General features: G+C 69.9%; 21 protein-coding genes and 1 pseudogene. 10 read left to right on the top strand and 12 right to left on the bottom strand.

What is annotated here, in order from left to right; all coding sequences use genetic code 11:
- Window positions 1-96: 96 nt before the first annotated feature.
- Complete coding sequence (locus RG19_RS16830) at window positions 97-480, bottom strand: VanZ family protein (protein ID WP_238376665.1); 384 nt, start codon at window positions 478-480, stop codon at window positions 97-99.
- A gap of 11 nt (window positions 481-491) precedes the next feature.
- Window positions 492-1,676, bottom strand: coding sequence for a class I SAM-dependent methyltransferase (locus RG19_RS16825; RefSeq protein WP_058836274.1), 1,185 nt, complete (start codon window positions 1,674-1,676; stop codon window positions 492-494).
- A 152-nt stretch (window positions 1,677-1,828) separates the two neighbouring features.
- On the opposite strand from RG19_RS16825, the gene RG19_RS16820 reads away from it, so the two are divergent.
- On the top strand, window positions 1,829-2,581 hold the full coding sequence (locus RG19_RS16820) for a pteridine reductase (RefSeq protein WP_058836709.1): 753 nt from the start codon (window positions 1,829-1,831) through the stop codon (window positions 2,579-2,581).
- Between the two features lies 1 nt (window position 2,582).
- Here RG19_RS16820 and RG19_RS16815 read toward each other — a convergent pair whose 3' ends face one another.
- The 5 genes from RG19_RS16815 to tsaD form a co-directional block, all read right to left on the bottom strand.
- Window positions 2,583-3,413 carry a DUF6159 family protein gene (locus RG19_RS16815; protein WP_058836273.1) on the bottom strand — a complete coding sequence of 277 codons (831 nt, stop codon included), beginning with the start codon at window positions 3,411-3,413 and terminating at the stop codon, window positions 2,583-2,585.
- Between the two features lie 75 nt (window positions 3,414-3,488).
- Window positions 3,489-4,016: a 2-amino-4-hydroxy-6-hydroxymethyldihydropteridine diphosphokinase gene (folK, locus tag RG19_RS16810; protein ID WP_058836272.1), complete on the bottom strand. Its 528-nt coding sequence runs from the start codon at window positions 4,014-4,016 to the stop codon at window positions 3,489-3,491.
- A gap of 162 nt (window positions 4,017-4,178) precedes the next feature.
- A complete protein-coding gene (locus RG19_RS16805; RefSeq protein ID WP_082672752.1) occupies window positions 4,179-5,498 on the bottom strand; it encodes a mechanosensitive ion channel family protein in 1,320 nt (439 codons plus the stop codon).
- A gap of 57 nt (window positions 5,499-5,555) precedes the next feature.
- Window positions 5,556-5,912, bottom strand: coding sequence for a dihydroneopterin aldolase (gene folB / locus RG19_RS16800; protein WP_058836271.1), 357 nt, complete (start codon window positions 5,910-5,912; stop codon window positions 5,556-5,558).
- A gap of 44 nt (window positions 5,913-5,956) precedes the next feature.
- Window positions 5,957-6,994, bottom strand: a complete 1,038-nt coding sequence (tsaD, locus tag RG19_RS16795) for a tRNA (adenosine(37)-N6)-threonylcarbamoyltransferase complex transferase subunit TsaD (RefSeq protein ID WP_058836270.1) — start codon at window positions 6,992-6,994, stop codon at window positions 5,957-5,959.
- A gap of 115 nt (window positions 6,995-7,109) precedes the next feature.
- Between tsaD and RG19_RS16790 the strand changes: the two genes are divergently transcribed.
- The 7 genes and pseudogenes from RG19_RS16790 (at window position 7,110) to RG19_RS16760 (ending at window position 12,895) form a co-directional block, all read left to right on the top strand.
- Window positions 7,110-7,775 carry a hypothetical protein gene (locus RG19_RS16790; protein ID WP_058836269.1) on the top strand — a complete coding sequence of 222 codons (666 nt, stop codon included), beginning with the start codon at window positions 7,110-7,112 and terminating at the stop codon, window positions 7,773-7,775.
- A 95-nt stretch (window positions 7,776-7,870) separates the two neighbouring features.
- Complete coding sequence (gene rpsU / locus RG19_RS16785) at window positions 7,871-8,086, top strand: 30S ribosomal protein S21 (RefSeq protein WP_024889019.1); 216 nt, start codon at window positions 7,871-7,873, stop codon at window positions 8,084-8,086.
- A 168-nt stretch (window positions 8,087-8,254) separates the two neighbouring features.
- Entirely contained in the window at window positions 8,255-8,701 is a 447-nt protein-coding gene (locus RG19_RS16780; RefSeq protein WP_058836268.1) for a GatB/YqeY domain-containing protein, read from the top strand.
- Window positions 8,701-9,195, top strand: a complete 495-nt coding sequence (locus RG19_RS16775; protein WP_058836267.1) for a GNAT family N-acetyltransferase — start codon at window positions 8,701-8,703, stop codon at window positions 9,193-9,195. Before RG19_RS16780 ends, RG19_RS16775 begins: the two co-directional genes overlap by 1 nt.
- 91 nt (window positions 9,196-9,286) lie before the next feature.
- Window positions 9,287-10,132 (top strand): annotated as a pseudogene (locus tag RG19_RS16770) (YihY/virulence factor BrkB family protein); the annotation flags it as partial.
- 257 nt (window positions 10,133-10,389) lie between these two features.
- Complete coding sequence (gene dnaG, locus RG19_RS16765; RefSeq protein WP_058836266.1) at window positions 10,390-12,123, top strand: DNA primase; 1,734 nt, start codon at window positions 10,390-10,392, stop codon at window positions 12,121-12,123.
- Window positions 12,124-12,334: 211 nt separating this feature from the next.
- Window positions 12,335-12,895: a cytochrome b gene (locus RG19_RS16760; RefSeq protein ID WP_202905357.1), complete on the top strand. Its 561-nt coding sequence runs from the start codon at window positions 12,335-12,337 to the stop codon at window positions 12,893-12,895.
- Window positions 12,896-12,955: 60 nt separating this feature from the next.
- Here RG19_RS16760 and RG19_RS16755 read toward each other — a convergent pair whose 3' ends face one another.
- The 5 genes from RG19_RS16755 to RG19_RS16735 are packed head-to-tail and all read right to left on the bottom strand — an operon-like array spanning window position 12,956 to window position 18,695.
- Window positions 12,956-14,029, bottom strand: coding sequence for an acyltransferase family protein (locus RG19_RS16755; protein ID WP_058836264.1), 1,074 nt, complete (start codon window positions 14,027-14,029; stop codon window positions 12,956-12,958).
- 51 nt (window positions 14,030-14,080) lie between these two features.
- Window positions 14,081-15,232 carry an N-acetylglucosamine-6-phosphate deacetylase gene (gene nagA / locus RG19_RS16750; RefSeq protein WP_058836708.1) on the bottom strand — a complete coding sequence of 384 codons (1,152 nt, stop codon included), beginning with the start codon at window positions 15,230-15,232 and terminating at the stop codon, window positions 14,081-14,083.
- Window positions 15,232-16,278: an SIS domain-containing protein gene (locus RG19_RS16745; RefSeq protein ID WP_058836707.1), complete on the bottom strand. Its 1,047-nt coding sequence runs from the start codon at window positions 16,276-16,278 to the stop codon at window positions 15,232-15,234. Before RG19_RS16745 ends, nagA begins: the two co-directional genes overlap by 1 nt.
- Window positions 16,278-17,363 carry a LacI family DNA-binding transcriptional regulator gene (locus RG19_RS16740; protein WP_058836263.1) on the bottom strand — a complete coding sequence of 362 codons (1,086 nt, stop codon included), beginning with the start codon at window positions 17,361-17,363 and terminating at the stop codon, window positions 16,278-16,280. Before RG19_RS16740 ends, RG19_RS16745 begins: the two co-directional genes overlap by 1 nt.
- Window positions 17,364-17,408: 45 nt before the next feature.
- Window positions 17,409-18,695, bottom strand: a complete 1,287-nt coding sequence (locus RG19_RS16735) for a sugar MFS transporter (RefSeq protein WP_058836262.1) — start codon at window positions 18,693-18,695, stop codon at window positions 17,409-17,411.
- Between the two features lie 400 nt (window positions 18,696-19,095).
- Between RG19_RS16735 and RG19_RS16730 the strand changes: the two genes are divergently transcribed.
- Window positions 19,096-20,094, top strand: coding sequence for a glucokinase (locus RG19_RS16730; protein WP_058836261.1), 999 nt, complete (start codon window positions 19,096-19,098; stop codon window positions 20,092-20,094).
- 117 nt (window positions 20,095-20,211) lie between these two features.
- The gene (locus RG19_RS16725; RefSeq protein WP_058836260.1) at window positions 20,212-22,854 is read left to right on the top strand and encodes a TonB-dependent receptor; all 2,643 of its coding nucleotides are present in this window, start codon (window positions 20,212-20,214) and stop codon (window positions 22,852-22,854) included.
- The last annotated feature ends 204 nt before the right edge of the window (window positions 22,855-23,058 follow it).

Below are 23,058 nucleotides of genomic sequence, written 5' to 3'. Positions count from 1 at the left end.
GGGAAAGGCACGCAGGGTATCAGGCGCCGCCATCGCGGCCGCGGTGCGGACGGTACGGCGCCTGCGTGCATACCGTCGCCGTTGCAGGAACCTGCGCTATCGCCAGCGCGCATCCAGCCGCAGGAGAAGATCGCGCCACGGCGTGCACCGGGTCGCCAGGCCCATAAGGACCCCCAGCGTGTTCGCCAGCGCGTCCATCGGGTCCGCCATCCGGGTCTCGGTCAGCGCGCCTTGCGCCACCTCCAGGCCGACCCCCAGCAGCACCAGCCCGATACCCGCGGTCAGTACCCCGCGCCAGCGCGCGAACAACTGCACCGCCGCGGCAGCCAGCGCGCCATATGCGACCAAATGCCCGATCTTGTCGCCGCCGTCGACCGGCGGCATCGGCGGTGGCGGACTCAACGACAACCCCACCGTCACCGCGATCGCCGTCGCCCACAACGCGACCCACCACGACGGCCGCCGAAACGGCTTGAGCACGCCCCCTCGACTCACAACCGATAGCTCAGATCGCCGGCCAGGAACGCATGCCCGAATTCGACGTCGCGCGCGAACCCCATGACCTGGAAGCGCTCGCCCATGCGGTCGGGATGGGTCAGTTGCTTCACTTCCTGGCGCAGCCGGTAGCGCGCGGCCTCGTCCGGCGCCCGCGCCTCCAGCTCCGCCAGCAACCGGTCCAGTCCGTTGCCGAGCAGGAACGCGCCCTGCGCGCAGTAACCCGCGAAATCGAAGCCGGCCCCGGTGCCCGCCTCGGCCAGCGCGGTGAAATCGACCGAAGCGGTGATGTCCTGCAATCCCGGGAATCCGAGCACGTCCTCGCCCATCCGGTGCCGGCTGAAGGCGCGCAAGGTGCCCGTGTCGCGCTGGGGCATGTAGTACTCGCCGCGCGGATGCCCGTAGTCCACGAACAGCATCGCCCCGGCATCGAGGCCGCCGATCACGGCCTGGATCCAGTACGGCAGCTGCGGCAGCAGTTCCGAACGGTAGCCGTCCGGCAACGGCGTCTCGAGCCGGCGCTCGACATGGCGCACCGCGGCGGCCAGCAGCGCGTCGGCCGGACGGTCGGCGATCGCGAAGCCGTCCTGCGCATCCAGCGTCACGTGCTCTTCGAACACCTCGCCCTCGTGCAGGGCGAAACGCGGCGTGGGCAGCGCATCGATCACTTCGTTGGCGAACACCACCCCGGTCCAGCGCTCGGCCACAGGCCCGTCCAGCCAGGTCACGCGGTCGAACACCGGCGGCGTCAACCGCTGCTGCAGATGCGCGCGCTGACGCGCGCGCAGGTCCGCGCTGGGCTCGAGGATGGCGTACCGCGCCGGCATCGCATCGAGCGTCATCAGTCGCTTGATCGCGTACTCGGCGAAACGGCCGCTGCCGCCACCGATCTCGACGAACTGCGCGTCCTCGCCGAGCTCGCGCAACACCGGCGCCACCGCCTCGGCCACGCTGCCGGCGAACAGCGTGCCCAGCTCCGGCGCAGTGACGAAATCGCCGTCGGCGCCGAACTTCGCCATACCGGCGCTGTAGTAGCCGAGCCCCGGCGCGTACAGCGCCAGCTCCATGAAGCGCGAAAACGGAATCGCGCCACCGGCGGCGCGGATCTCGTCGCGGATCAGGGCCTCCAGGCGCGCGCTGAGCGCGAGGGCTTCGTCGGGCAGGGGCGTGCGGTCGGACATGGGCTTTCGAGCGCGGAAAACGACGTACAGGATAAGCGACCGGCGACACCGGACGCCTGCGACGCGCATCCGCCGCATGTCGTCGTGCGCGCATGCGCGCCCGCCACCGGCGCGGCGGTATCGTGGCGGTCCAGCTTCCGAAAGGCCGCCCCATGTCCGACGCCCCGCCCGCACCCGTTGCCCTGATCACCGGCGCCGCGCACCGTCTCGGTCACGCCATCGCGCAGCGGCTGCACGCGGCCGGCTACGACGTGGCGTTGCACTACCGCAGCGCGCGACCGGAGCTCGAAACGCTCGTCGCCGGCCTGGAAGCGGCGCGCCCGGGCAGCACCCTGTGTCTCCAGGCGGAACTGGCCGACGTCGCCCGCTTGCCGACCCTCGTCGCCGCGACGGTCGAACGCTTCGGGCGCCTGGACGCCCTGATCAACAACGCCTCGTCCTACTTCGCCACACCGGTGGGCGAGGCCACCGCGGACGACTGGGAACGGCTGTTCGCCAGCAATGCGCGGGCGCCGTTCTTCCTTGCCCAGGCCGCGGCGCCGCAGTTGCGCGCGGCGCGCGGGGCCATCGTCAACATGACCGACATCTACGCCCGCCACCCGCGCCGCGATCACGCGCTCTACTGCATGGCCAAGGCCGCGCTGGAAGCCGCGACCCGCTCGCTCGCGGTCGATCTCGCGCCGGAGGTCCGCGTCAACAGCGTGGCGCCCGGGGCGATCCTGTGGGGCGAGGGCGCCGGCGACGACGATCCCGCGCGCCAGGCCTCGATGCTCGCGCGCACCCCGCTCGCGCGTACCGGCACCCCCGACGAGATCGCCGGCACCGTGCTGTGGTTGCTGCGCGATGCCACCTACCTCACCGGCGAGAGCCTGCGCGTGGACGGCGGACGGCTGGTGGGCGCTTGAGTCAGCGGCGCGGCTCGAACGCGTGCTCGAGGACGGCGGGCTGGAAGCCGGCCGGCGCATCGCCCGTCCTGGCATAGCGATAGAGCACCGCCGAGTACACCCCGCCCAGTGCGGCCTGGAACACGCTCAACAGCAGCAGCGCGATCGCGAACACGCCGCCGATCAGGATCCCCAGCCCGAACCAGACCTGCGCCGCGAGCACGGCCAGGCCGAAGCCGATCAGCGCCACCGCTGCACTGATCGCACCGAACACCGCGCCCATGCCGACGTTGCCGATGGCGTTCTCGCCCCAGGTGCGCTTGAGCAGGCGCACGCTCTCCTTCAGCGCCTCGATGGGGCCGATGTCCCGGCTCACCAGCACCGGCACCACCAGGAAGGTGGCCAGCGTCCAGGCGGCCCCCAACGCACCGCCGACCAGGCGGACCAGGACATTGCCCTCGCGGTTGCGCAGCGACTGCAGCAGCAGGCCCACGGTCGCGGCGATGGCCGCGTACCCCAGGATCGCCGGCAGGCGTGCGCGCGCGGCGCGCAGACCGTCCCCGAGGTCCGGATCGCCGCCGTCGAGGCGGATCATCGCCGCGGCGACCAGCGCGACATTGAAGAAGATGATCACCGTGTACTGGCAGAAGTAGAACAGCAGGCCGACCGCGATCAACCCGCCGAACCCCTGCGAGAAGCCGCCCAGCAGCGACAGCGGCAAGACGAAGGTCGCCAGCACCGCCAGCGTGCAGGCGCCGGAAATCACCGGGAACAGCATCAACTCCTTGTCCGAACGCAGGACCGATGCGCTGGCCTTCACCAGTGTCCAGCTGCGGGAAAATGTCTCGAACATGGCCTACCGCCTCCTCGGGTCGACGCGCGCCGGAATGCCCCTGCACGGGAGCGTGCTCCCGGCCGGGCGCGCCACTCAAGCGCCGGAAGTCATTCCAGGACGTGGCGGGGCGTGGGATGTGACCGCCACGACCGCCATCGCCACCTCGCGCTCGGGCGACTCCGCCCACAGCGCCCCCAGGGTCCGGCCGCTGACCGGCTCCACCCGGTCGGGTGCGATCTCGGCCAGCGGCCGCAGCACGAAGGCGTGCCGCAACTCGGACCGCGGCAGGCGTAGATGGCCGGGGCCGTCGACCACGAGGTCGTCGAACAGCACGATGTCGATGTCGAGGCTGCGGTTGCCGTAGCGCGGCCCGCTGCGGTCGCGGCCGTGGGCGTCTTCCAGCGCGTGCAGCCAGGCGTCGAGCGCGTACACGTCGAGATCGGTCCGGATCAGGGCCGCGGCATTGACGAAATCGGGCCCGTCGAAACCGATCGCGCGGGTGCGATAGAACGCCGACAGCACGACATCGTCGAAGCGCTCGTGCAGCGCCCGGGCGGCGGCGGCCAGGTGGCGCTCCGGATCGAGATTGCTGCCCAGGCTGAGGCACGCGGTGTGCGACATCGACGGGGTCTCCAGTGATAGCCCATCATCGCGCAGCGGCCGGGTCTGCGCGACCGTGGATCGGCCCGGCGGCGGATCAGGATGAGATTCGCGACGCCCGCGCCAATGGCGCGAGCGTGCGGCCGGGCCTGCGACACGCGGACCCGGCCCATGCCATGCGGCTCAGCCAGCGTCGGGGGCGGGCACCGGGGGTGGCGCACGCAATGGCCGGGGGCGACCGCCGCCATCATCCCCGGCCTCGACCCGGCGCAGGTTCACATCTACCGGCGCATCGCTGCACCCCTGGAACACCTTCAGATCGAACTCCGGAAGAATGGCGAGCAGGTGGTCGAAGATATCGGCCTGGATACCTTCGTAGACAACCCACCGGGTGTCGGCGGTAAAGCAGTAGATCTCCAGCGAGATCCCCATTTCCGTAGGCTGCAGCTGGCGCACCAGCAGCGTGAGCTCCTGGTTGATGCCGGGATGGTTGCGCAGGTAGTGCTCGATGTAGGCGCGGAAGGTGCCGAGGTTGGTGACGCGGCGATGATTGATCGGCTCGGCTCCCCGCTCGGCCAGGTTCGCGTTCCATGCCTGCAACTCGCTAGCCTTCCGGTCGAGATAGTCGTCGAGCACGGTGAAGTGGCGGAATTCCGCGATTTCGTCGGGTTCGAGGAACCTGACGCTGCGCTGGTCCAGAAGCAGCGAGCGCTTGATCCGGCGCCCACCGCCTTCCGACATCTGGCGCCAGTTCTTGAACGAATCGCTGACCAGCTTCTTGGTCGGCACTGTGGTGACGGTGCGATCGAAATTCCGCACCGTCACCGTATGCAGCGCGATGTCGATGACGTCGCCGTCGGCATTCTGGCCCGGCATCTCGATCCAGTCGCCCATCCGCACGCGACCGTCGTTGCTGATCTGCACGCTGGCCACCAGCGACAGGATGGTGTCCTGGAAGATCAGCATCAGCACCGCGGTCATCGCACCCAGGCCGGTGATGATGTGCAGGAATTCGGCGCCGATCAGGGTGGCCACCACCGAGATGCCGACCAGCACGAACATGATGATCTTGACGACCTGGAAGTAGCCCTTGATCGGCTTGTTGTGCGCATCGGGCCGGCGTTCGTAGACGCGGTTGATCGAATCCAGCGCCTTGGAGACCGCCAGGGCGATGGTGACCACCACGAACACCTGGCACAGCGCCTTGACCACGGTCACCAGCTGCGGCGGCAGATCGGGCACCACCGACACGCCGGCCGAGATCACCAGCGCCGGCACCACGTTCGCCAGTCGCGGGATCACCTGCAGGCGGACATCGTGATCGTGCTCGGCGCCGCCGAGCGGGGTGCGCTGCAGCGCCTTTTTCAGACCGCGCAGCAGGACCCGCTTGGTGATGAAGTTGGCCAGCCAGGCCAGCACGATCAGGCCGGCGAGGACGGTCAGGGTGTAGGCCCAGGGGTAAGGCGCGAGCAGGTCGCGAAGGCGTTCGAGCTGGGTTTCCATCGTGCGGGGTCTCCTGTGGTCTGGCGCGCCGCGGACGGCACGGCGCCAGGCCGCGGATCAGCCCTGGCGTCTGCGTTCGATGATCACGCCGACCGCGCGCGCGCCGCGCACCGCACCCGGCTTGCTGAGCTTCAATCGTACCCAATCGACGTTGAACTCTTCGATCACCAAGGCCGCGCACCGTTCGGCCAGGGTTTCCACCAGGCCGAAATCCGATGCCGACACGAAGGCGATGAGGCGCTTGCTCACCGCCTTGTAGTCGAGGGTATGGGCGATGTCGTCGCTGGCCGCGGGCACCCGGTTGTCGAACGCCATCTCGAGATCGAACAGCAACGGCTGGCGGATCCGGCGCTCCCAGTCGTAGATGCCGATCAGGGCCTCGATCTCGAGCCCTTCGATGAAAACCTTGTCCATGACGATGTCGATCCGCGATGTGGAGGCGTTGACGTGCAGGGCGCTCAGGGCGCCGCCGTCAGGGGCGAGAGGCTGGCCATGTCCCAGCGCGGCACCGCACGCACGGCGGCATCGTCGTGCTGGCCGGCCTGCAGGCGCAGGGCGCCGGCGAAGGCGATCATCGCGCCGTTGTCGGTGCACAGCGCCGGCCGTGGGAAACAGGCCCGGCCACCGCGCTGGGCGCACATCTCGGTCAGGCGCGCGCGCAGGCGGCGGTTCGCGCCGACGCCGCCGGCGACCACCAGGGTGTCGCTGCCGGCCGCGTCCAGCGCGCGTGCGCACTTGATCGCCAGGGTGTCGACCACGGCATCCTCGAAGCCGCGGGCGATGTCGGCGCGGGTGGCGTCGCTCTGGTCGCTGTCGCGCCAAGCCAGCAATACCTGGGTCTTGAGGCCGCTGAAGCTGAAATCGAGACCGGGCCGATCGGTCATCGGCCGGGAGAACCGGTGGGCGCCCGGCGTGCCCCGCTCGGCCAGGGCCGCCAGCTGCGGGCCACCGGGATACGGCAGGCCCATCATCTTGGCGGTCTTGTCGAAGGCCTCGCCGGCGGCGTCGTCCAGGGTCTCGCCGAGCAGGCGGTAGCGGCCGATCGCCTCCACCGCCACCAGCTGGGTGTGGCCGCCGGACACCAGCAGGGCCACGAACGGCGGCTCGGGTGGGTCGTCCTCGATCAGCGGCGCCAGCAGGTGCCCTTCCATGTGGTGCACCCCAAGCGCCGGCACGTCCAGCGCCCACGCCAGCGACCGCGCCACGCCCGCGCCCACCAGCAGCGCACCGACCAGACCCGGCCCGGCGGTGTAGGCCACGCCGTCCAGATCGGCCGGGGTCATCCCGGCTTCGGCCAGCGTCTCCCGGACCAGCGGCACCAGCTTGCGCACATGGTCGCGACTGGCCAGTTCCGGCACCACGCCACCGTACTCGGCGTGCAGCGCGATCTGGCTGTACACCGCCTGCGCGCGCAGCGCATCGGCGCCGCGCAGGGCGGTGTCGTAGACGGCGACGCCGGTTTCGTCGCAGGAGGTTTCGATGCCGAGGACTCGCATGACGCGCAGGGTGGGGACTGCGCGGCGACAAGGCAAGCGCGGCGGCATGGCGACTCGCGGTCGGACATCGCACCGGGCCGCTACCATGCGCGTTCACGACCAAGGAGGACGCACCATGCACGGACGCTACGTCTCGCCACGTTGGGACCTGGCCCAGCTCGACATCCTGATCCGACGCCTGCGCGAATCCGGCATCGACCCCGCAGTCCAATGGCGCAGGTTCGGCCTCCGAAGCACACCCGATCGCGCCAACGCGCTTCGCTTGGCATACGACGGCCGGACGTTTCTTGTCCAGCGTGGCGTCCAGGGCCTCGTCAAGCCCGACCGGCTACCGCCCGCGCAGTCCGAACACCTGCTCGCCGTGCTGCACGAGCGCGGCCTCCCTCAGCCTGCACGCTACCGCCTGGGGCTGGCCTGCGCGGCGGCGTTCGCGCTGGTCTACGTGCTGGTCCTGGCGCCGGCCTTCCTCCGATTCGGTCCCGTGTTCATGCTGGTCTCCGCAATGACGCTGGCTGGAACCGTGAGCACCCTGGGGTTGATGGCAGCCGCCGCCGACGGGCGCCCGGAGACGATCCGCACGCGCTGGCTTCTGCTGCTCGGCCTGCCGGGTTTTCTGCTGCATGCCCCCTGGTCGCTGCTGCTGGCCCCCATCGCGTGGCAGGCCATGGGCGGCTGGCTCACGCGGGTCGCGCACCGTGCCGCCCGTCGGCGCGAGACGGTGGGCCCCGCAACAGGCTCCGCAATCGTCGATCTTGCATCGGGGCCAGATCAGCGGCTATGATGCGCGGCTCTCCCGAAGGCAGATGCCGTCACGGATGCCGTGATCGAGGGAGGCGCCGGCCCCGCCGGCCGGTCAACCCCATTCCAGAGATTCCTATGCCCAGCGTCAAAGTCCGCGAAAACGAGCCCTTCGAGTTTGCCCTGCGTCGCTTCAAGCGCACCTGCGAGAAGGCCGGTGTGCTGGCCGAAACCCGCAAGCGCGAGTACTACGAAAAGCCGACGCAGGAGCGCAAGCGCAAGGCCGCGGCCGCTGTGAAGCGTCAGGCCCGTCGCGTGTCGCGCGACGTGACCAAGCGTCAGCGCCTGTACTGAGGCAGTTCGCCCTGCCGGTTGTCGCGCGTCCACACGCGCGCACCGCAGCGCCGAAGAGGAGCCGGCACGCGCGAGCGTGACCGGCTTTTCTGCGTTTTTCGCGTCCGGGGGTCCGCCCCCGTCGCTCTCTTGCCGCCCACCGACGGGCGCCCGGAACAGGAGCTTTCCATGAGCCTCAAGCAGCGACTCACCGACGACATGAAGGCCGCCATGAAGGGCGGCGACAAACCCACGCTCGGGGTGATCCGGCTGATCAATGCCGCCATCAAACAGCGCGAAGTCGACGAGCGTATCGAACTCGACGACGCCGCCGTGCTGGCAGTGCTGGAAAAGATGGTCAAACAGCGCAAGGACTCGGTCACCCAGTACGAGGCCGCCAGCCGCGAGGATCTGGCCGCGGTGGAGCGCGCCGAGATCGTGGTGATCGAGCGCTATCTGCCCGAGAAGCTCGGCGAGCCCGAGATCCTGGCGGCGATCGACGCCGCCGTCGCCCAGACCGGCGCGGCCGGCCCTGCCGACATCGGCAAGCTGATGGGCGTGCTCAAGCCGCAGCTGGCCGGCCAGGCCGACATGGGCCTGGTGTCGAAGCTGGTCAAACAGCGGCTGGCGGGCTGATGGCGGCACCCGCCGCCGCGGTCTTGCGCCCGGCCGTCCGCGACGATGTGCCGGAACTGCTGACGCTGATCCGCGAGCTCGCCGACGACGGGCGACTCGAGCACGAGGGGGTCGCGGACGCGGCGGTGCTGGCCGACAGCCTGTTCGGCGAGCGACCCGCCGCCGAGGCGGTGATCGCCGACGTCGAGGGCGCCGCGGCTGGCTTCGCACTGTTTTTCCAGAGTGTCTCGACCTCCCCCGGTCGCCAGGGCCTCTACCTCGAGGACCTCTACGTCCGTCCGGCGCATCGCGGCCTGGGCCTCGGTCGCACGTTGATGCGGCACATGGCACAACTGGCGATGACCCGCGGATGCGCGCGCTTCGAGTGGTCGGTCATGGACTGGAACCGGGACGCGCTGGCGTTCTACCGCAGCCTTGGCGCCGTGGGAATGGACGGTTGGGCGGTGCAACGGGCGGACGGCGAAGCGCTGCACCGGCTCGCCGCCGCGGCCTGAGCCGTCGCGCACTCACCCGGACCGTGCGCCCGCTCACGGCGCGGCAACGCGGCTCTGGCATGCTGGCTGCGACCCCGTTCATCCTCGCGCCATGCCCAGCCCGTCCCCGAAGCTGAAACGCCGCATCGAGCGTCTGCAACAGAGCCTGCCGGTGGAACTGGGCAAGCGGTTCGTCGAGATCGACCTGATCAACCACGCCGCGTCGCTGTCGTTCTTCGCACTGTTGTCGCTGGCGCCGCTGCTGATCCTGTTGCTGTGGCTGGCGGCCTCGCTGTATCCGGAAGCGCAGGCGGAGCTGCTCGAGCAGATCGGGGAGCTGGCCGGCACCAGCGCACAGGAGGTCGCCGGCACGGTGATCCGCAATGCGCGGGAACAGCCCGACATGGGCTCGCTGGCCGGTCTGTGGGGCACCCTGCTGCTGTTCGTCGGCGCGACCACGGTCTTCGCGCAGTTGCAGACCGTGCTGAACCTGATCTTTCATACCTCCGGCGGCTCCCTGGGTGGCATCACCGCCTTCCTGCGCAAGCGCGTGTTCTCGTTCGGCGTGGTGTTCGCGCTGGGTTTCCTGGTGGTGGTGTCGACCTTGCTGTCGGCGGTGATCGAATACATCTTCGCCGGCGTACCCAGTCTGCTGCCGCTGCTGGGCACGGTGATCTCGCTGCTGATCTACGCGCTCGCCTTCGCACTGCTCTACCACTATCTGCCCGACCGCCAGGTGCGCTGGCAGCAGGCCTTCCTCGGCGGCATCATCACCGCGGCGCTGTTCATGCTGGGGCGCTGGGCGATCGGTATCTACATCGCCACCGCGGCGCCCGGCAGCGCGTACGGGTCGATGGGCACGGTGGTCATCCTGCTAGTGTGGATGTACTACGCGGCGATGGTGTTCTTCGTCGGCGCGCTGATCACCGCGGTGATCGACGAGCGCGCGCAGGAGCGGCTGGCCGAGCGTCCGCCGGCCGGCCCGATGGAGTCGCCGGACGTCGCTCCCGAACCGGGCCAGGTGCATCCCCGCACCCTCGCCGTCGAGCTGCCGCCCGCACCGGCCCCGGTGGCGCCCACCGCGGCGACACCGCCGCCGGAACCGTCGCCGCCACGCCGCGACGGTTGAGGCCTGCCCCGGGCGACCGGCGCCACCCCGGCCGCGGCGCCCGGACGCCCGTCGTTCGGGCCGCGGCGACGACATACACTAGCGGGATGGCTCGCCTCCCCGACGCGTTCATCGACGATCTGCTCGCGCGCACCGACATCGTCGAGATCGTCGGCGCGCGCGTGCCGCTCAAGCGCAAGGGCAAGGAATACGCGGCGCCGTGCCCGTTCCACGACGAGCGCACGCCGTCGTTCTACGTATCGCCGACCAAGCAGTTCTACCATTGCTTCGGCTGCGGCGCGCACGGCACCGCGATCAGCTTTCTGATGAACTACGACCGGCTCGAATTCCTCGACGCCGTCGAGGAACTCGCCCGCGCCGCCAACATGGAGGTCCCGCGCGAGTCGCGCGTACGCACCCCGGACGACGATACGCGGGGGGTCTACGACGCACTGGAAGCCGCCGCGCGCCACTACCGCAACCGGCTCGAGGCCACGCCCGCCGCACAGGCGTATCTGGACGGCCGCGGCGTGGATGCGGAGATCCGGGACCTGTTCGGCATCGGCTATGCGCCGGAAGGCTTCTCCGCGCTCAAGGACACCCTGGGCACCGACGAACGCCGGCTGAAACTGCTCGAACGCGCCGGCCTGTTGTCGAAGAACGATCGCGGCCACACCTACGACAAGTTCCGCGACCGGATCATGTTCCCGATCGCCGACCGCCGCGGCCGCACCATCGCCTTCGGCGGCCGCGTGTTCAAGGCGGACGACGGCCCGAAGTACCTCAACTCGCCCGAGACCGCGCTGTTCCACAAGGGCCGCGAGTTGTACGGCCTGTGGCAGGTCCGCCAGGCGCAGCAGAAGATCGCGCGGCTGATCGTGGTCGAAGGCTACATGGACGTGATCGCGCTGTTCCAGCACGGGCTGCGCGAGGCGGTGGCGACGCTGGGCACCGCGACCACCGCCGACCATGCCGAACTGCTGTTCCGCAACGCGCCCGACGTGTACTTCTGCTTCGACGGCGATGCGGCCGGCCGTCGCGCGGCGACCAAGGCGATGGAATCGGTGCTGCCACGCATGCGCGACGGCCGCCAGGCGTTCTTCCTGTTCCTGCCCGATGGCGAGGATCCCGACTCGCTGGTGCGCCGCGAGGGTACCGCCGGCTTCGAGACGCGCCTGCGCGAGGCCGTGCCGTTGTCGCAGTACTTCTTCGATCACTTCGCCGAGGACGTCAATCTCGGCACGCTCGACGGCAAGGCCCGGCTCGCCGAGCGCACCCAGCCGCTGCTGGCGCAGATTCCGGAAGGCGCCTTCGCCGACCTGATGCGCCAGCACCTGACCACGCTGACGGGCGTGGGTGCACGCAACGCCTCGCCGGACACGCCCGCGCCGACACGTCGACCGCGCGGCGGGCGCCAGGCGCCTGCGCCCAAGCGCAGCCTGGTCCGCATCGCGATCACCCTGTTGCTGCAACAACCGGCCCTCGCGCTGGAGGCCCCGGGCAGCGCGGCATTCATCGCGCTGCGGCAGCCCGGCGTCGCCCTGCTGGCCGAACTGCTGGACATCGTGCGCGCACGCCCGGACATCCGCACCGGCGCCCTGCTCGACCACTTCGCCGGCCGCGACGAAGCCGGCGCGCTGCAGAAGCTCGCTGCGGTCGACCTGCCCGGCGACGAGGCGACCTGGCGGGAGGAGTTCGTCGATGCGCTCACCCGGCTCGGCCACCAGGCCCAGCAGCAGCGCAGGGAGGAACTCCAGGCCAAACAACGCGAAGGCACGCTGGACGCCGTCGACAAGGCCGAACTGCGGGAACTGGTGCAGGCCCTGGCACGCTCACGCTGACCGCCCGCACAGCTCAGACCGCTCGGTCATCGGTGCCGACGACCGCACGCCCGCGCCTCCCACGGCGCTTCCGATGCCGGTCGAGTGCGCCGGGCACGACGGTTTGACATCCGCACGACAACAGGGTGAACTGCGCCGCGGCACGCGAGCCTACGCCAGCAACGCCGCCCCAGGCACATCCATCGGATGCGCTGCATACCCGACGGACGCGATGGCAATGACCTCCCGCTGGCTCGACACGCCCCACCGCTACGGCCTGATCACGCGTGCGCTGCACTGGACGATGGCGGGCCTGTTCGTGTGGCAGTTCGCGGGCATGGCGGTGCGCATCATCGTCGGACGCCACCCGGTCACCGCGTTCATGGTCGGCAGCCACAAGCCGATCGGCACATTGCTCATGCTGTTGATCCTGCTGCGCGGCGCGTGGGGGCTCTCGCAGTGGCGCCACCGGCCCGCGCATCCGCGCAATGCGATCGGTCGCTGCGCCGCACTCGGGCACGCATCGCTGTATGCGCTGATGCTCTACGTTCCGGGCGTCGCGTTGCTGCGCGAATACGGCAGCGGTCGCGGATTCGCGCCGTTCGGGATCCCGCTGTTCCCGGCCGGGCAGGAAATCGGCTGGATGCTGGCGCCGGCCAACCTGTCGCACGGCGTACTCGCCTGGACGCTGCTCGCGCTGATCGTGGGGCACGTGCTGATGGTCGCCGCGCACCGCTGGTGGTGGCGCGACACCACCCTCGCGCGCATGGCCGGGCCACTGGACCAGCGCTAGTCCCGGACATCGATCATCGCCCGGACGCGTGGCCGCGAATGCGATTCGCGACGCCCGCGTTCAGATCTTGACGATCCAGCCGCGCCGGTCCATCCACCACACCACGCACCACCAGGCCCCGACGAAGGCCAGTGCGAAGACCAGTGAGCTCGCGGTCGGACCGATCCACGGGACCAGCCAGGACGCGAAGCCCTGCGCGTAGAGCGGCTGCCAGGCACCGACGGCGATCAGCAGCAGCACCGAGGCGATCGAGCCGGCGTAAGCGACGATCGCGTTCACCCCGAAACGCCGTCCCCACCCCGGCCAGCCGCGCCGGTCGACCAGGACATGCGCCGCCGCCAGCGCCCACACCGCCAGGCCGCCGGTCCAGAGCACGTAGGCCGGCGTCCACAGGTTCTTGTTGATCGGCTGCCAGGCGCCGAGCGCCGCGCCCGCAAACAGGGCCACGGCCCCCGAGGCCAGCATCAGCTCGGTCCGCCCGGCGCGCAGCCACGCCCCGGCACGCAGGCCGCACACCGTGGATGCCAGCGCGCCCACCGTGGAAAGCAGACCTTCCGGGTCGTGGCCGAGGCCGGTGGCGGTGTCGTACCGGTACAGCCAGGGCGCGAACAGGAACGTATCGAGCCGGCTCGCGGGATTCGTCCAGGGTGCGGTGCCGCCCCAGGCGAGCACCGCCGCGTAGCCGGCCAACAGTCCGAACAGCAGACCCCACTGCGCGCGCGGGCGCAGCCACAGCGCCGCGAGACCGGCCAGTGCGAAGCACAGCCCGATCCGCTGCAGCACGCCCCAGGGTCGCGGATACGCCAGGTCGAGCGCCCACCAGGCCAGCGCATGCAGGGCGAGGCCCAGGATGACGATGCGTGTGCCGCGCAGGAGCACACCGCGCATCAGCGCCGGCCGCTGCGCGGGGTCCTGCGCGCGCGGCGCCAGGCCCAGCGCCAGCGACACGCCGACCACGAACAGGAAGAACGGAAACACCAGATCGGCGAAGGTGCAACCGTCCCAGTCGGCGTGCAGCAGCGGCGCATACACGTGACCCCAGTCGCCCGGGGTGTTGACCAGCAACATCGCCGCCACCGTGCAGCCGCGCAGGGCGTCGACCGAGGCATAGCGACCCGGCACGGAAGCGCTCATGCGAACCCGCTGCCGACGGGCGGCCGGCAGGTGGCACGCCCGACCCGACCGTCAGGCGGCGGCGTGGACACCGCCGATCCAGGTCCCTCGCACCTCGAGCGCGTCGTCGAGCAGCACGAAATCGGCCCGGCAGCCCGGTGCGATCCGGCCGTAGCGCGCTTCGAGCCCGAGACATTGCGCCGGATACAGCGACGCCATGCGCGCGGCTTCGTCCAGCGACAGGCCGAGCAGGCGCACGCTGTTGCGCACCGCGGTGGCCATGTCGAGCGCGGAGCCGGCGAGCGCGCCGGCAGCGTTGCGCACCACGCCGTCGACGGCGGTGATGGTCTCGCCGTACAGCGTCCAGCTGGGATCGTCGGCACCCACCGGCGGCATCGCGTCGGTGACCAGGAACACCTTGCCGCGCGGCTTGGCCGCCAGCGCCACGCGCAGGCTGGCCGGATGCACGTGGACGCCGTCGACGATGACCCCACACCAGCTGTCGCGATCCTCCAGCGCGGCACCCACTGCGCCGGGTGCGCGACCCTGCAGCGGGCTCATCGCGTTGTAGAGATGGGTGAAACCACGCAGCCCGGCATCCAGGCCGGCCCGGATCGCCTGGTAATCGCCTTCGGTGTGGCCGGCGAACACGATCGCCCCACCGGCCACCAGCGCGCGCACGGTGTCGAGCGGCACCTGCTCGGGTGCGAGGGTGATCAGGGTCGGCCCGTTGTCGAGCGAAGTCGCCAGCGCGATCTCGTCGGCATCGGGCACGCGGAATTTGGTCGCGTCGTGGGTGCCCTTGCGGGCCGGTGCGAGGTACGGCCCCTCCAGGTGGATACCGAGCACGCCCGGCGCACCGGCGGCGATGGCTGCGCGCACCGCTGCGACGCCGCGACGCATCACGTCCAGGTCGTCGCTGATCAGCGTAGGCAGCAGCGCGGTGGTCCCGAAACGGCGATGCGCGCGGGCGATCGCCGCGACGGCATCGGCGTCGGGCGTGTTGTTGAACAACACACCGCCGCCGCCGTTGACCTGCAGGTCGATGAAACCGGGCAGCAGGCAGCCTCCACCCAGCTCGTGCCGGTCCGCAGCGCGCACGCGCGCATCGTCGACCGGCAGCAGCGCCACGATGCGCCCGTCGTCGCCGACCAGCACCGCATGGGCGTCGACGAAGCCGTCGTCGCCCAGGATGCGCGCACCGACGAGTGCGGTCGTCGTCATCACACCGTCTCCGTGACCTTGTTGAGGTGCGGCGGCCGATCGGGATCGAAACCACGCGCTCGCGACAGCGCTTCGACCGCGCGATAGAAGCTCTGCGCCGTCAGCAGCGGCGCGCAGGCCGGATCCGGCGCAGCCGCCACCGGCAGATTCCCGCCCTCGCCCGCGGTCCACACCGCCGCACCCCGCGCCTCGAACTCGCGCGCCAGCGCCACGGTGCCGGCCCCGGTGCCGTCGGGTTGGGCGAAGGCCAGCACCGGGAACCCCGGGCCGACCAGCGCCATCGGCCCGTGCTTCACTTCGGCCGAGCTGTAGGCCTCCGCGTGCAGACCACTGGTTTCCTTGAACTTGAGCGCAGCCTCCTGCGCGATCCCGAGCCCCAGTCCGCGCCCGAGCACGAAGAGGTTGCGGGTGTCGCGCAGCCCCTCGACCAGCGGCGACCAGTCCTGCGTCCAGGCATCGGACAGCGCCTGCGGCAGGACCTGCAGCGCGCGCAGCAACGCCGCGTCGTCCTTCCACACCGCCACCAGCTGCAGCAGCGCCGACAGCGAGGCGATGTAGCTCTTGGTGGCCGCCACGCTGCGTTCGGGACCGGCATGCAGCGGAACGACGGTGTCGGCCAGGGCCGCGAGCGGAGAATCCTCGACGTTCACCAAGGCCACCACGTGAGCGCCCGCCGCCCGCGCGGCCTCCGCGTTGCGCAGCAGGTCCGGACTCTTGCCCGACTGCGAGACCGCCACGAACAGCGCATCGCGCATGTGCAGCGGCGCGGCATACACCGAGCCGATCGACGGCGATGCCGAGGCGGTCACACGGCCCAGCCGGGTTTCGAACAGATACTTGCCGTAGGTGGCGGCGTGATCGGAACTGCCACGCGCGCACGTCGCCACGAACGGTGGCGGACGATCGCGCAGCCTTGCGGCCAGTGCGCCGAGCACACCCGCATTGCGGTCGAACTGGGTCGCGACCACATCGGCCGCCTGCGCGGCTTCGCGATACATCCAGCTGGACGTGGCGGTCGGGGCGGCGTCGGGCGTGGCGGTGGGCATCATCCGGTCTCGGTGTCGTGGGTGGTGTCCGTCGGGCGAGGACGCGGACGCGGCGGCGCAGTGGATCCACGCACCACCAGCTGCGGCACGAACCCCTGGTTGTGCACGCTCGCCGCGGTGTCCGGCGGGTGGTCCTGGTCGTGACGCAGCTGCGCGATCAGCAGACGCGCGGCCGCGCGGGCGATGTCGCCCGTCGCCTGCTTGGCGGTGGTCAGCGGCGGCCACGACTGCTTGGAGAACGGGCTGTCCTCGAAGCCGGCGATCGACAGGTCGTAGGGCACGTTGATGCCGGTCGACTTCGCCGCGGCCAGCACGCCGGCCGCGATCTCGTCGTTGGAGCCGAAGATCGCGGTCGGCGGGTCGCGCAGGGCCAGCAGGCGGCGCGCGCCACGGAAGCCGTCGTCGAAGGTGTAGTCGCCGGGCACCACCAGATGGCGGTCCAGGGTGATGCCGTAGTCCTTCAGCGCGCGCTCGTAGCCGAGGTAGCGCTCGGAACTGGAACGATGCTCCTCGCCGCCCCACAGAAAGCCGATCCGCTGGTGGCCGAGCTGGATCAGGTGTTCGGTGACCTCGTAGGCTGCGTCGCGGTCGTCGACCCAGACGCAGGGACGACCGTCGCCGGGATCTTCGGCCGCCGCGATGATCCGCGCCAGCTTCACACCGCGCGCGGTCAACGCATCCACCAGCTCCATGCGCTCCGACATCGGCGGCGCCAGCACCAGGCCGGCCAGCCGCGAGCGACGCATCCAGTCGCACAGCTCGTCGGCCAGCAGCGGCGAGCTGGCGTCGCAGGGATGGATCTGCAGGTCGAAGCCGGTCTCCCGACACGCCGCCAGCACGCCGTTCTGCATGCTGATGATGTAGTACGGATTCGGATTGTCGTAGGCGATGCCGATCACGAACGCCGTGGCGCTGCGCAGGTTGCGCGCGGAGGGGTCCGGCTCGTAGTCGAGTTCGGCGATGGCGTGCAGCACCCGCGCGCGGGTGGCCTGCATCACCGAGGGCTCGTTGTTGATGACGCGCGAGACGGTCTTCAGCGAGACCTTGGCGCGCTCGGCGACATCGCGGATGGTGGGTTTACGCACCGGGACCTGCTCCTGCCTGACGGGATCTGCGCATGATGCCGCGGATCAACCGCGGCCGAGCCCCCCGGCGCGGTGCCCGCGGACCGCGTAGTAGAGGATGTAGGCGTAGCAGGGGACCATCAGCAGCAGGAACACCAGCTGGAAGTCGTAGTGCTGCTTGAACACCGCGAACGCCTGCGGCACGATCGCGCCGCCCGCGATGCCCATCACCAGCAGCGCCGAACCGGTCTCCGTGGATGCACCCAGTCCGCGGATCGCCAGCGGGAAGATCGCCGGCCACATCATCGCGTTGGCGAAGCCCAGCAGGGCCACGAACGCCACCGACACGTAACCCGAGGTCAGGAACGCGCCCAGGGTGAACACGATGCCCATCGTCGCCGACAGCCGTAGATAGCCGGCCTGCGAGACGTACCGCGGAATCAGCACCATGCCGGCCACGTAGCCGGCGAGCATGCAGGCCAGCGTGGCCGAGGTGAAGTACTTGGTGTGGTCGAGCGGCAGCCCGAACGCCGCACCGTAGGTGCCGATGCCGTCGCCGGCCAGCACTTCCACGCCGACGTAGGTGAACAGGCACAGCACGCCCAGCCACAGGTGCGGGAAGTGGAAGATGCTGCGCTTCGGACCGTCGGTGCGGGCGTGGGTGTCCGGATTGACCTCGGACGGGCGCAGTTCCGGCAACGGCGAGAACAGGATGCCGACCGCCACCAGCAGCAGAATGCCCGCCATCACCAGATACGGGGCGTGGATCTGCGCGGCGAAGGCGTCGAGCAGCGCGGCGCGGCCGGCATCGTCGGCGGCCGCCACCTGCTCCGACAGATCGCCGATGCCGCGCATCACCGACATGCCGAGCACCAGCGGCGCGAGGATCCCCGCGGTCTTGTTGAAGATGCCCATCAGCGCGATCCGCCGCGCCGCGCCTTCGATCGGCCCGAGGATGCTCACGTACGGGTTCACCGATGTCTGCAGCAACGCCATGCCGCCACCGATCACGAACAGGCCCGACAACGCGCCGGGATACCAGCGCTGGGTGGAGAACTCGCCGAACATCAGCGCGCCCACCGCCATCACCGCCAGGCTCAGCGCCAGACCCTTCTTCATTCCGGTGAAACGCAGGGCGCCCGCGGCCGGCAGCGCGAGGAAAAAGTACGACAGGTAGAAGACCATCAACACCAGGAAGGCGTTGACCTCGTCGAGCTCGAAGGCGAGCTGCACGAAGGTGATCAGCGGGCCGTTGATCCAGGTGAAGAAGCCGATGATGAAGAACAGCAATCCCATGATGGCGATGGCCGTCGCGGGCTTGGCATGCGTGGCAGCAGTGGCGGTCGTGGACATCGCGGAACGTCTCCCCGTCGTGCGCGGCGGCCGATGTCGTGCGGCCGGACTTTGATGACTAACGTTGTCATATTTTTCCGGCGTGCGCCATGCGGCGGCGCCTCGACGAACGTGCGTCAATGGTGCCCGCTGACGCGGCGCAGCACGAAATAGGCCGCGCCGTTCTCATCTGGAACCGTTTTTGTCGCCGCAGATGTCGACAATGGTCCCGACGGCGACGATTTGGACCGACCCATGGACATAAACACGGAAAATTTTTCATGAATCCGACATCCCCTGTTGACATCGTTGTCATCGGCTTTCCACACTCGGCCCATCGCATCGGCCGGGGGACTGGTTCGCCGGTGCCCCCGAGGGAGAACCCGTGGTCGCGACCGCTCGTCCAATCTCCGTGGCCCGCATGAGCACGCACCGGCCGACGCCCCCCTTCATCGCCGCCGATGTCGGCGGCACCCATGTCCGTATCGGTCTGGTCGAGGCGACCGGCGACGCCCGCGCGCCGGTCCGGGTGCTCCACTACACGACCTATGCCTGCGCGCAGTGGCCGAGCCTGGGCGAGATCGTCGAGGACTTCCTGTCCACGCTGACCGGCGTACCGGTCGACAGCGGCGTGATCGCCAGCGCCGGCTACGCCCTCGACGACGGCACCGTCATCACCGTCAACCTGCCCTGGCCGATCTCGCTGGCGACGCTCCGCGAGCGCCTGGGCTTCCGCGATTTCCGCCTGGTCAACGATTTCGAGGCGGTGGCGCACGCAGCCGCCCATGTGGACGCGAGCGAGGTCATGCACCTGACCGGGCCGGAATCCGCGCCACCGGGGCCGACCCTGGTGCTGGGGCCCGGCACCGGCCTCGGGGCCGCGGTGTGGATCCCGACGCCGCGCGGGCCGGTGGTGCTGGCCACCGAGGCCGGCCAGGCCGCGCTCACCGCCACCACCGAGCGGGAAACCGAAGTGCTGCATGCGCTGCGCCACGACCGCAGCCACGTCGCGATCGAACACGCGCTGTCCGGGCCCGGCCTGGTCAACCTCTACCGCGCACTGGCCCGGGTCGACGGCGAGACCGTCGACGCGCCCGCGCCCGATGCGATCACCGCCGCCGCGCAATCCGGGCACGACCCGCGCGCGCGGGAAACGCTCGACCTGTTCTGCGGATTGCTGGGCAGCACGGTGGGCGACATGGCGCTGCTGTACGGCATCAGCGGCGGCATCCATCTCGCCGGCGGAATCCTGCCGCGCATCCGCGACACGCTCGCCGGCAGCCGGTTCGTCGAACGCTTCCTCGACAAGGGACCGATGCGCGAGGCGCTGCGGCACATCCCGGTGAAGCTGGTCGAACACGGCCAACTCGGCGTGGTGGGCGCGGCGAACTGGTATCTGGCGCAGGACAGGGAGGCCTGACACCAGGCAGCCCGCGTGCGGCAGGCGCAGCCGCACGCGGAGTACAGGGGGTTGCGCGACACAACACCGGGCGACGGATCCACCGGCGCCTCAACTGGGCAGCAACAGGAGAGAGAGATGCGCTACCCCAAGTCCGTGCTTCCGGCCGCAATCGCATCCTGTCTGGCGTTCGGCGCCCAGGCGCAGGATCCCACCAGTGGCCGCGAGGCCGTCGAACTCGACGCCGTCACCGTGGTCGGCATCCGCGCCAGCCTCGAGGCCTCGCTCGACACCAAGCGCAACAACGACACCATCTCCGAGGCGATCACCGCCGAGGACATCGGCAAGTTCCCCAACACCAACGTCGCCGAGGCGATGTCGCAGATCCCGGGCGTCACCCTGGATCGCCGCTTCGGCCAGGGCGAGCGGGTCAGCATCGACGGCACCGATCCCAGCCTCAACCTGACCTTCCTCGACGGCCACCCCGTCGCACAGGCGATCTGGCTCTACGGCGAACAACCCAACCGCGGCTTCGACTACACCCTGCTGGCACCGCAGATCCTGGGCCGGCTGGAGGTGATCAAGTCGGCCGAAGCGCGCCTGACCGAAGGCAGCCTGGGCGGCACCGTGCTGATGCACACGCGCCAGCCGCTGGACCTGGAGGCCCACGAGGTCGCCGGCTCGATCGGCTACAGCCGCAACCAGCAGGCCGGGAGCGGCGCACCGAATGCGGCCCTGCTCTACAGCTGGAAGAACCCGGAAGAAACCTTCGGCGTGGCGGTGTCGGCGCAGCGCTACGAGGAGAAAGTGGACCGCCAGGGCATGGAGGTGTTCGGCTACGCGCCCGCCTCGACGTTCGTCAATGCGGCCTCGCCCGACCTGGATCCCGATGCGCTGGTGCCCAACTCGATCAACGCCGCCTGGTTCCAGCAGGAGCGCAAGCGCGACAGCGCGGTGGTCAACCTGCAGTTCAAGCCGTCGGACGCGCTGGAGTTCAATCTGCAGGGCCTGTACATCCGCGAGAACTTCGACAACTACAACCAGTCGCTCTACAGCTTCCTGACCTGGAACCCGGACACCATCGCCGCCGTCGACCGTCTGGAGCAGGGCCCGAACGGCGTGGTCACCGGCGGCCATTCGAACCCCAACGCCAATCCCGACGGCGGCGCGACGGTGCTCTACGACAACAACGCACGCGTGTCCGAGGTCACCACCCGCGGCCTCGACCTGCGTGGCGCCTGGCAGGGCGATGCCTGGGGCGTGAGCGGGCAGATCGGCCGCAGCAAGTCGGAGAACGACAACCTCGCCCAGTACTTCATCGAGCCGGTCTACAACGGCGGCTTCAGCTGGGACATCAACGACGGCATCCGGTTCGACGACCCCGAAGGCGCGCGCGATCCGGCCAACTGGGGTTCGGACGGCTGGCTCGGCAACAACGGCGTGTTCTCCACCCGCAGCGAAGACAGCTACGGGCAACTCGACTTCACCGTGCGCATGGACGGCATCGTCAACCAGCTGCGCTTCGGCGCGCGCCGCGCCAAGCACGAGGAGAGCTTCGCGCTCAACGTCTACGGCGGCGTGAACACCGGCTTCCTCGACGAGATCGGCACGATCGGGCTCACCGACATCCGCGGCTTCCATCCCGACCACGGTCGCCACATCCAGGTCGGCCGCGACAACACCATCGCCTGGGTGCGCAACAGCCCGATCGATTTCGACAATCCCGACCCGGCCAGCTTCCTCAACAACACCTGGGCGCTGGAGCAGACCAACACCGCCGGCTACGTGCAGGCCGATTTCTCCACCGGCCTGCTGCGCGGCAACGTCGGCGTGCGCTACGTGGAATCGAAGATCGACGGCAGCGGCTACGTCTACAGCGGCGAGCCCACGCTCGACGATCTGGATGGGATGTGGCAGACCCGCACCAGCAAGGACGATTACTTCCTGCCGTCGCTCAACCTGGTCTACGACCCCGGGACCGACTGGGTATTCCGCTTCGCCGCGGCCAAGGTGATCGCCTGGGCGCCGTACAACCAGCTGGTCAACAACACCTTCCTCAACGACACCACGCTGACCGGCGCCGGCGGCAACGCGGAACTGTCGCCGTACGAGTCGAACAACTTCAACCTGTCGGCGGAGTGGTACTTCGCGCCGCAGTCGGTGCTCGCCGCATCGGTGTTCTACAAGGACATCGGCAACTACATCGACACCAGCGCGGTGATCGAGCGCCAGTACAACTCGATCCGCGACAACGATCCCAGCGCATGGGCGGCCCTGGTCGGCAGCAACGGCTGTACCGCCGACGGTTACTGCGACTACAGCATCGCCCGGCCGCGCAATGCCGGCACCGGCAAGGTGCAGGGCTTCAACCTCAACTACCAGCAGGCGTTCGGCGACACCGGCTTCGGCCTGATCTCCAGCTACACCTACGCCGACGGCGAGAACAACACCGGCGATCCGCTGCCTTACCAGTCCCGTCACAGCGTCGGCATCAGCCCGTACTACGAGTTCGGCGCGCTCAGCGCGCGCCTGACCTACAACTGGCGCGACCATTATCTCGCCGGCGGCTATGTGGCCGGCGCCGCGCCGGCCAGCGTGGACGACTACGCCGAGCTGGGCGCGAGCGTGAGCTGGGCGTTCAACGACAACTGGTCGGTCAGTTTCGACGCGCAGAACCTGCTCGACGAGGAGTACTTCCAGTACCTCGGCGACAAGAGCCTGGTGGCCGGGCGTTACCGCACCGGACGCCGCTACATGGCGACCCTGCACTTCCGGTACTGAGGGCCGGGCGGGGGACGATGCGTCGTCGCCCCGCCGACACCCCGCGGTGCCTCGCGCCCACGCACGAGGCACCCGGACGAAGGCCGGCGACGCCGGTCTCCACCGTGACGGCCCGGATGCCGCCATGTACGCCACCACGGACGATCTGCCGTCGAGCCGACAGCCTGTACGCGCGGGGGTGCGAGACAGCTGACGGCAGCACCA

It is taken from the genome of Luteimonas abyssi (assembly GCF_001482195.1).
Classification (GTDB): Bacteria; Pseudomonadota; Gammaproteobacteria; order Xanthomonadales; family Xanthomonadaceae; genus Luteimonas; species Luteimonas abyssi.
Note: the sequence above shows the minus strand (reverse complement) of the source record. Positions and strands in the feature narration are given on the sequence as shown.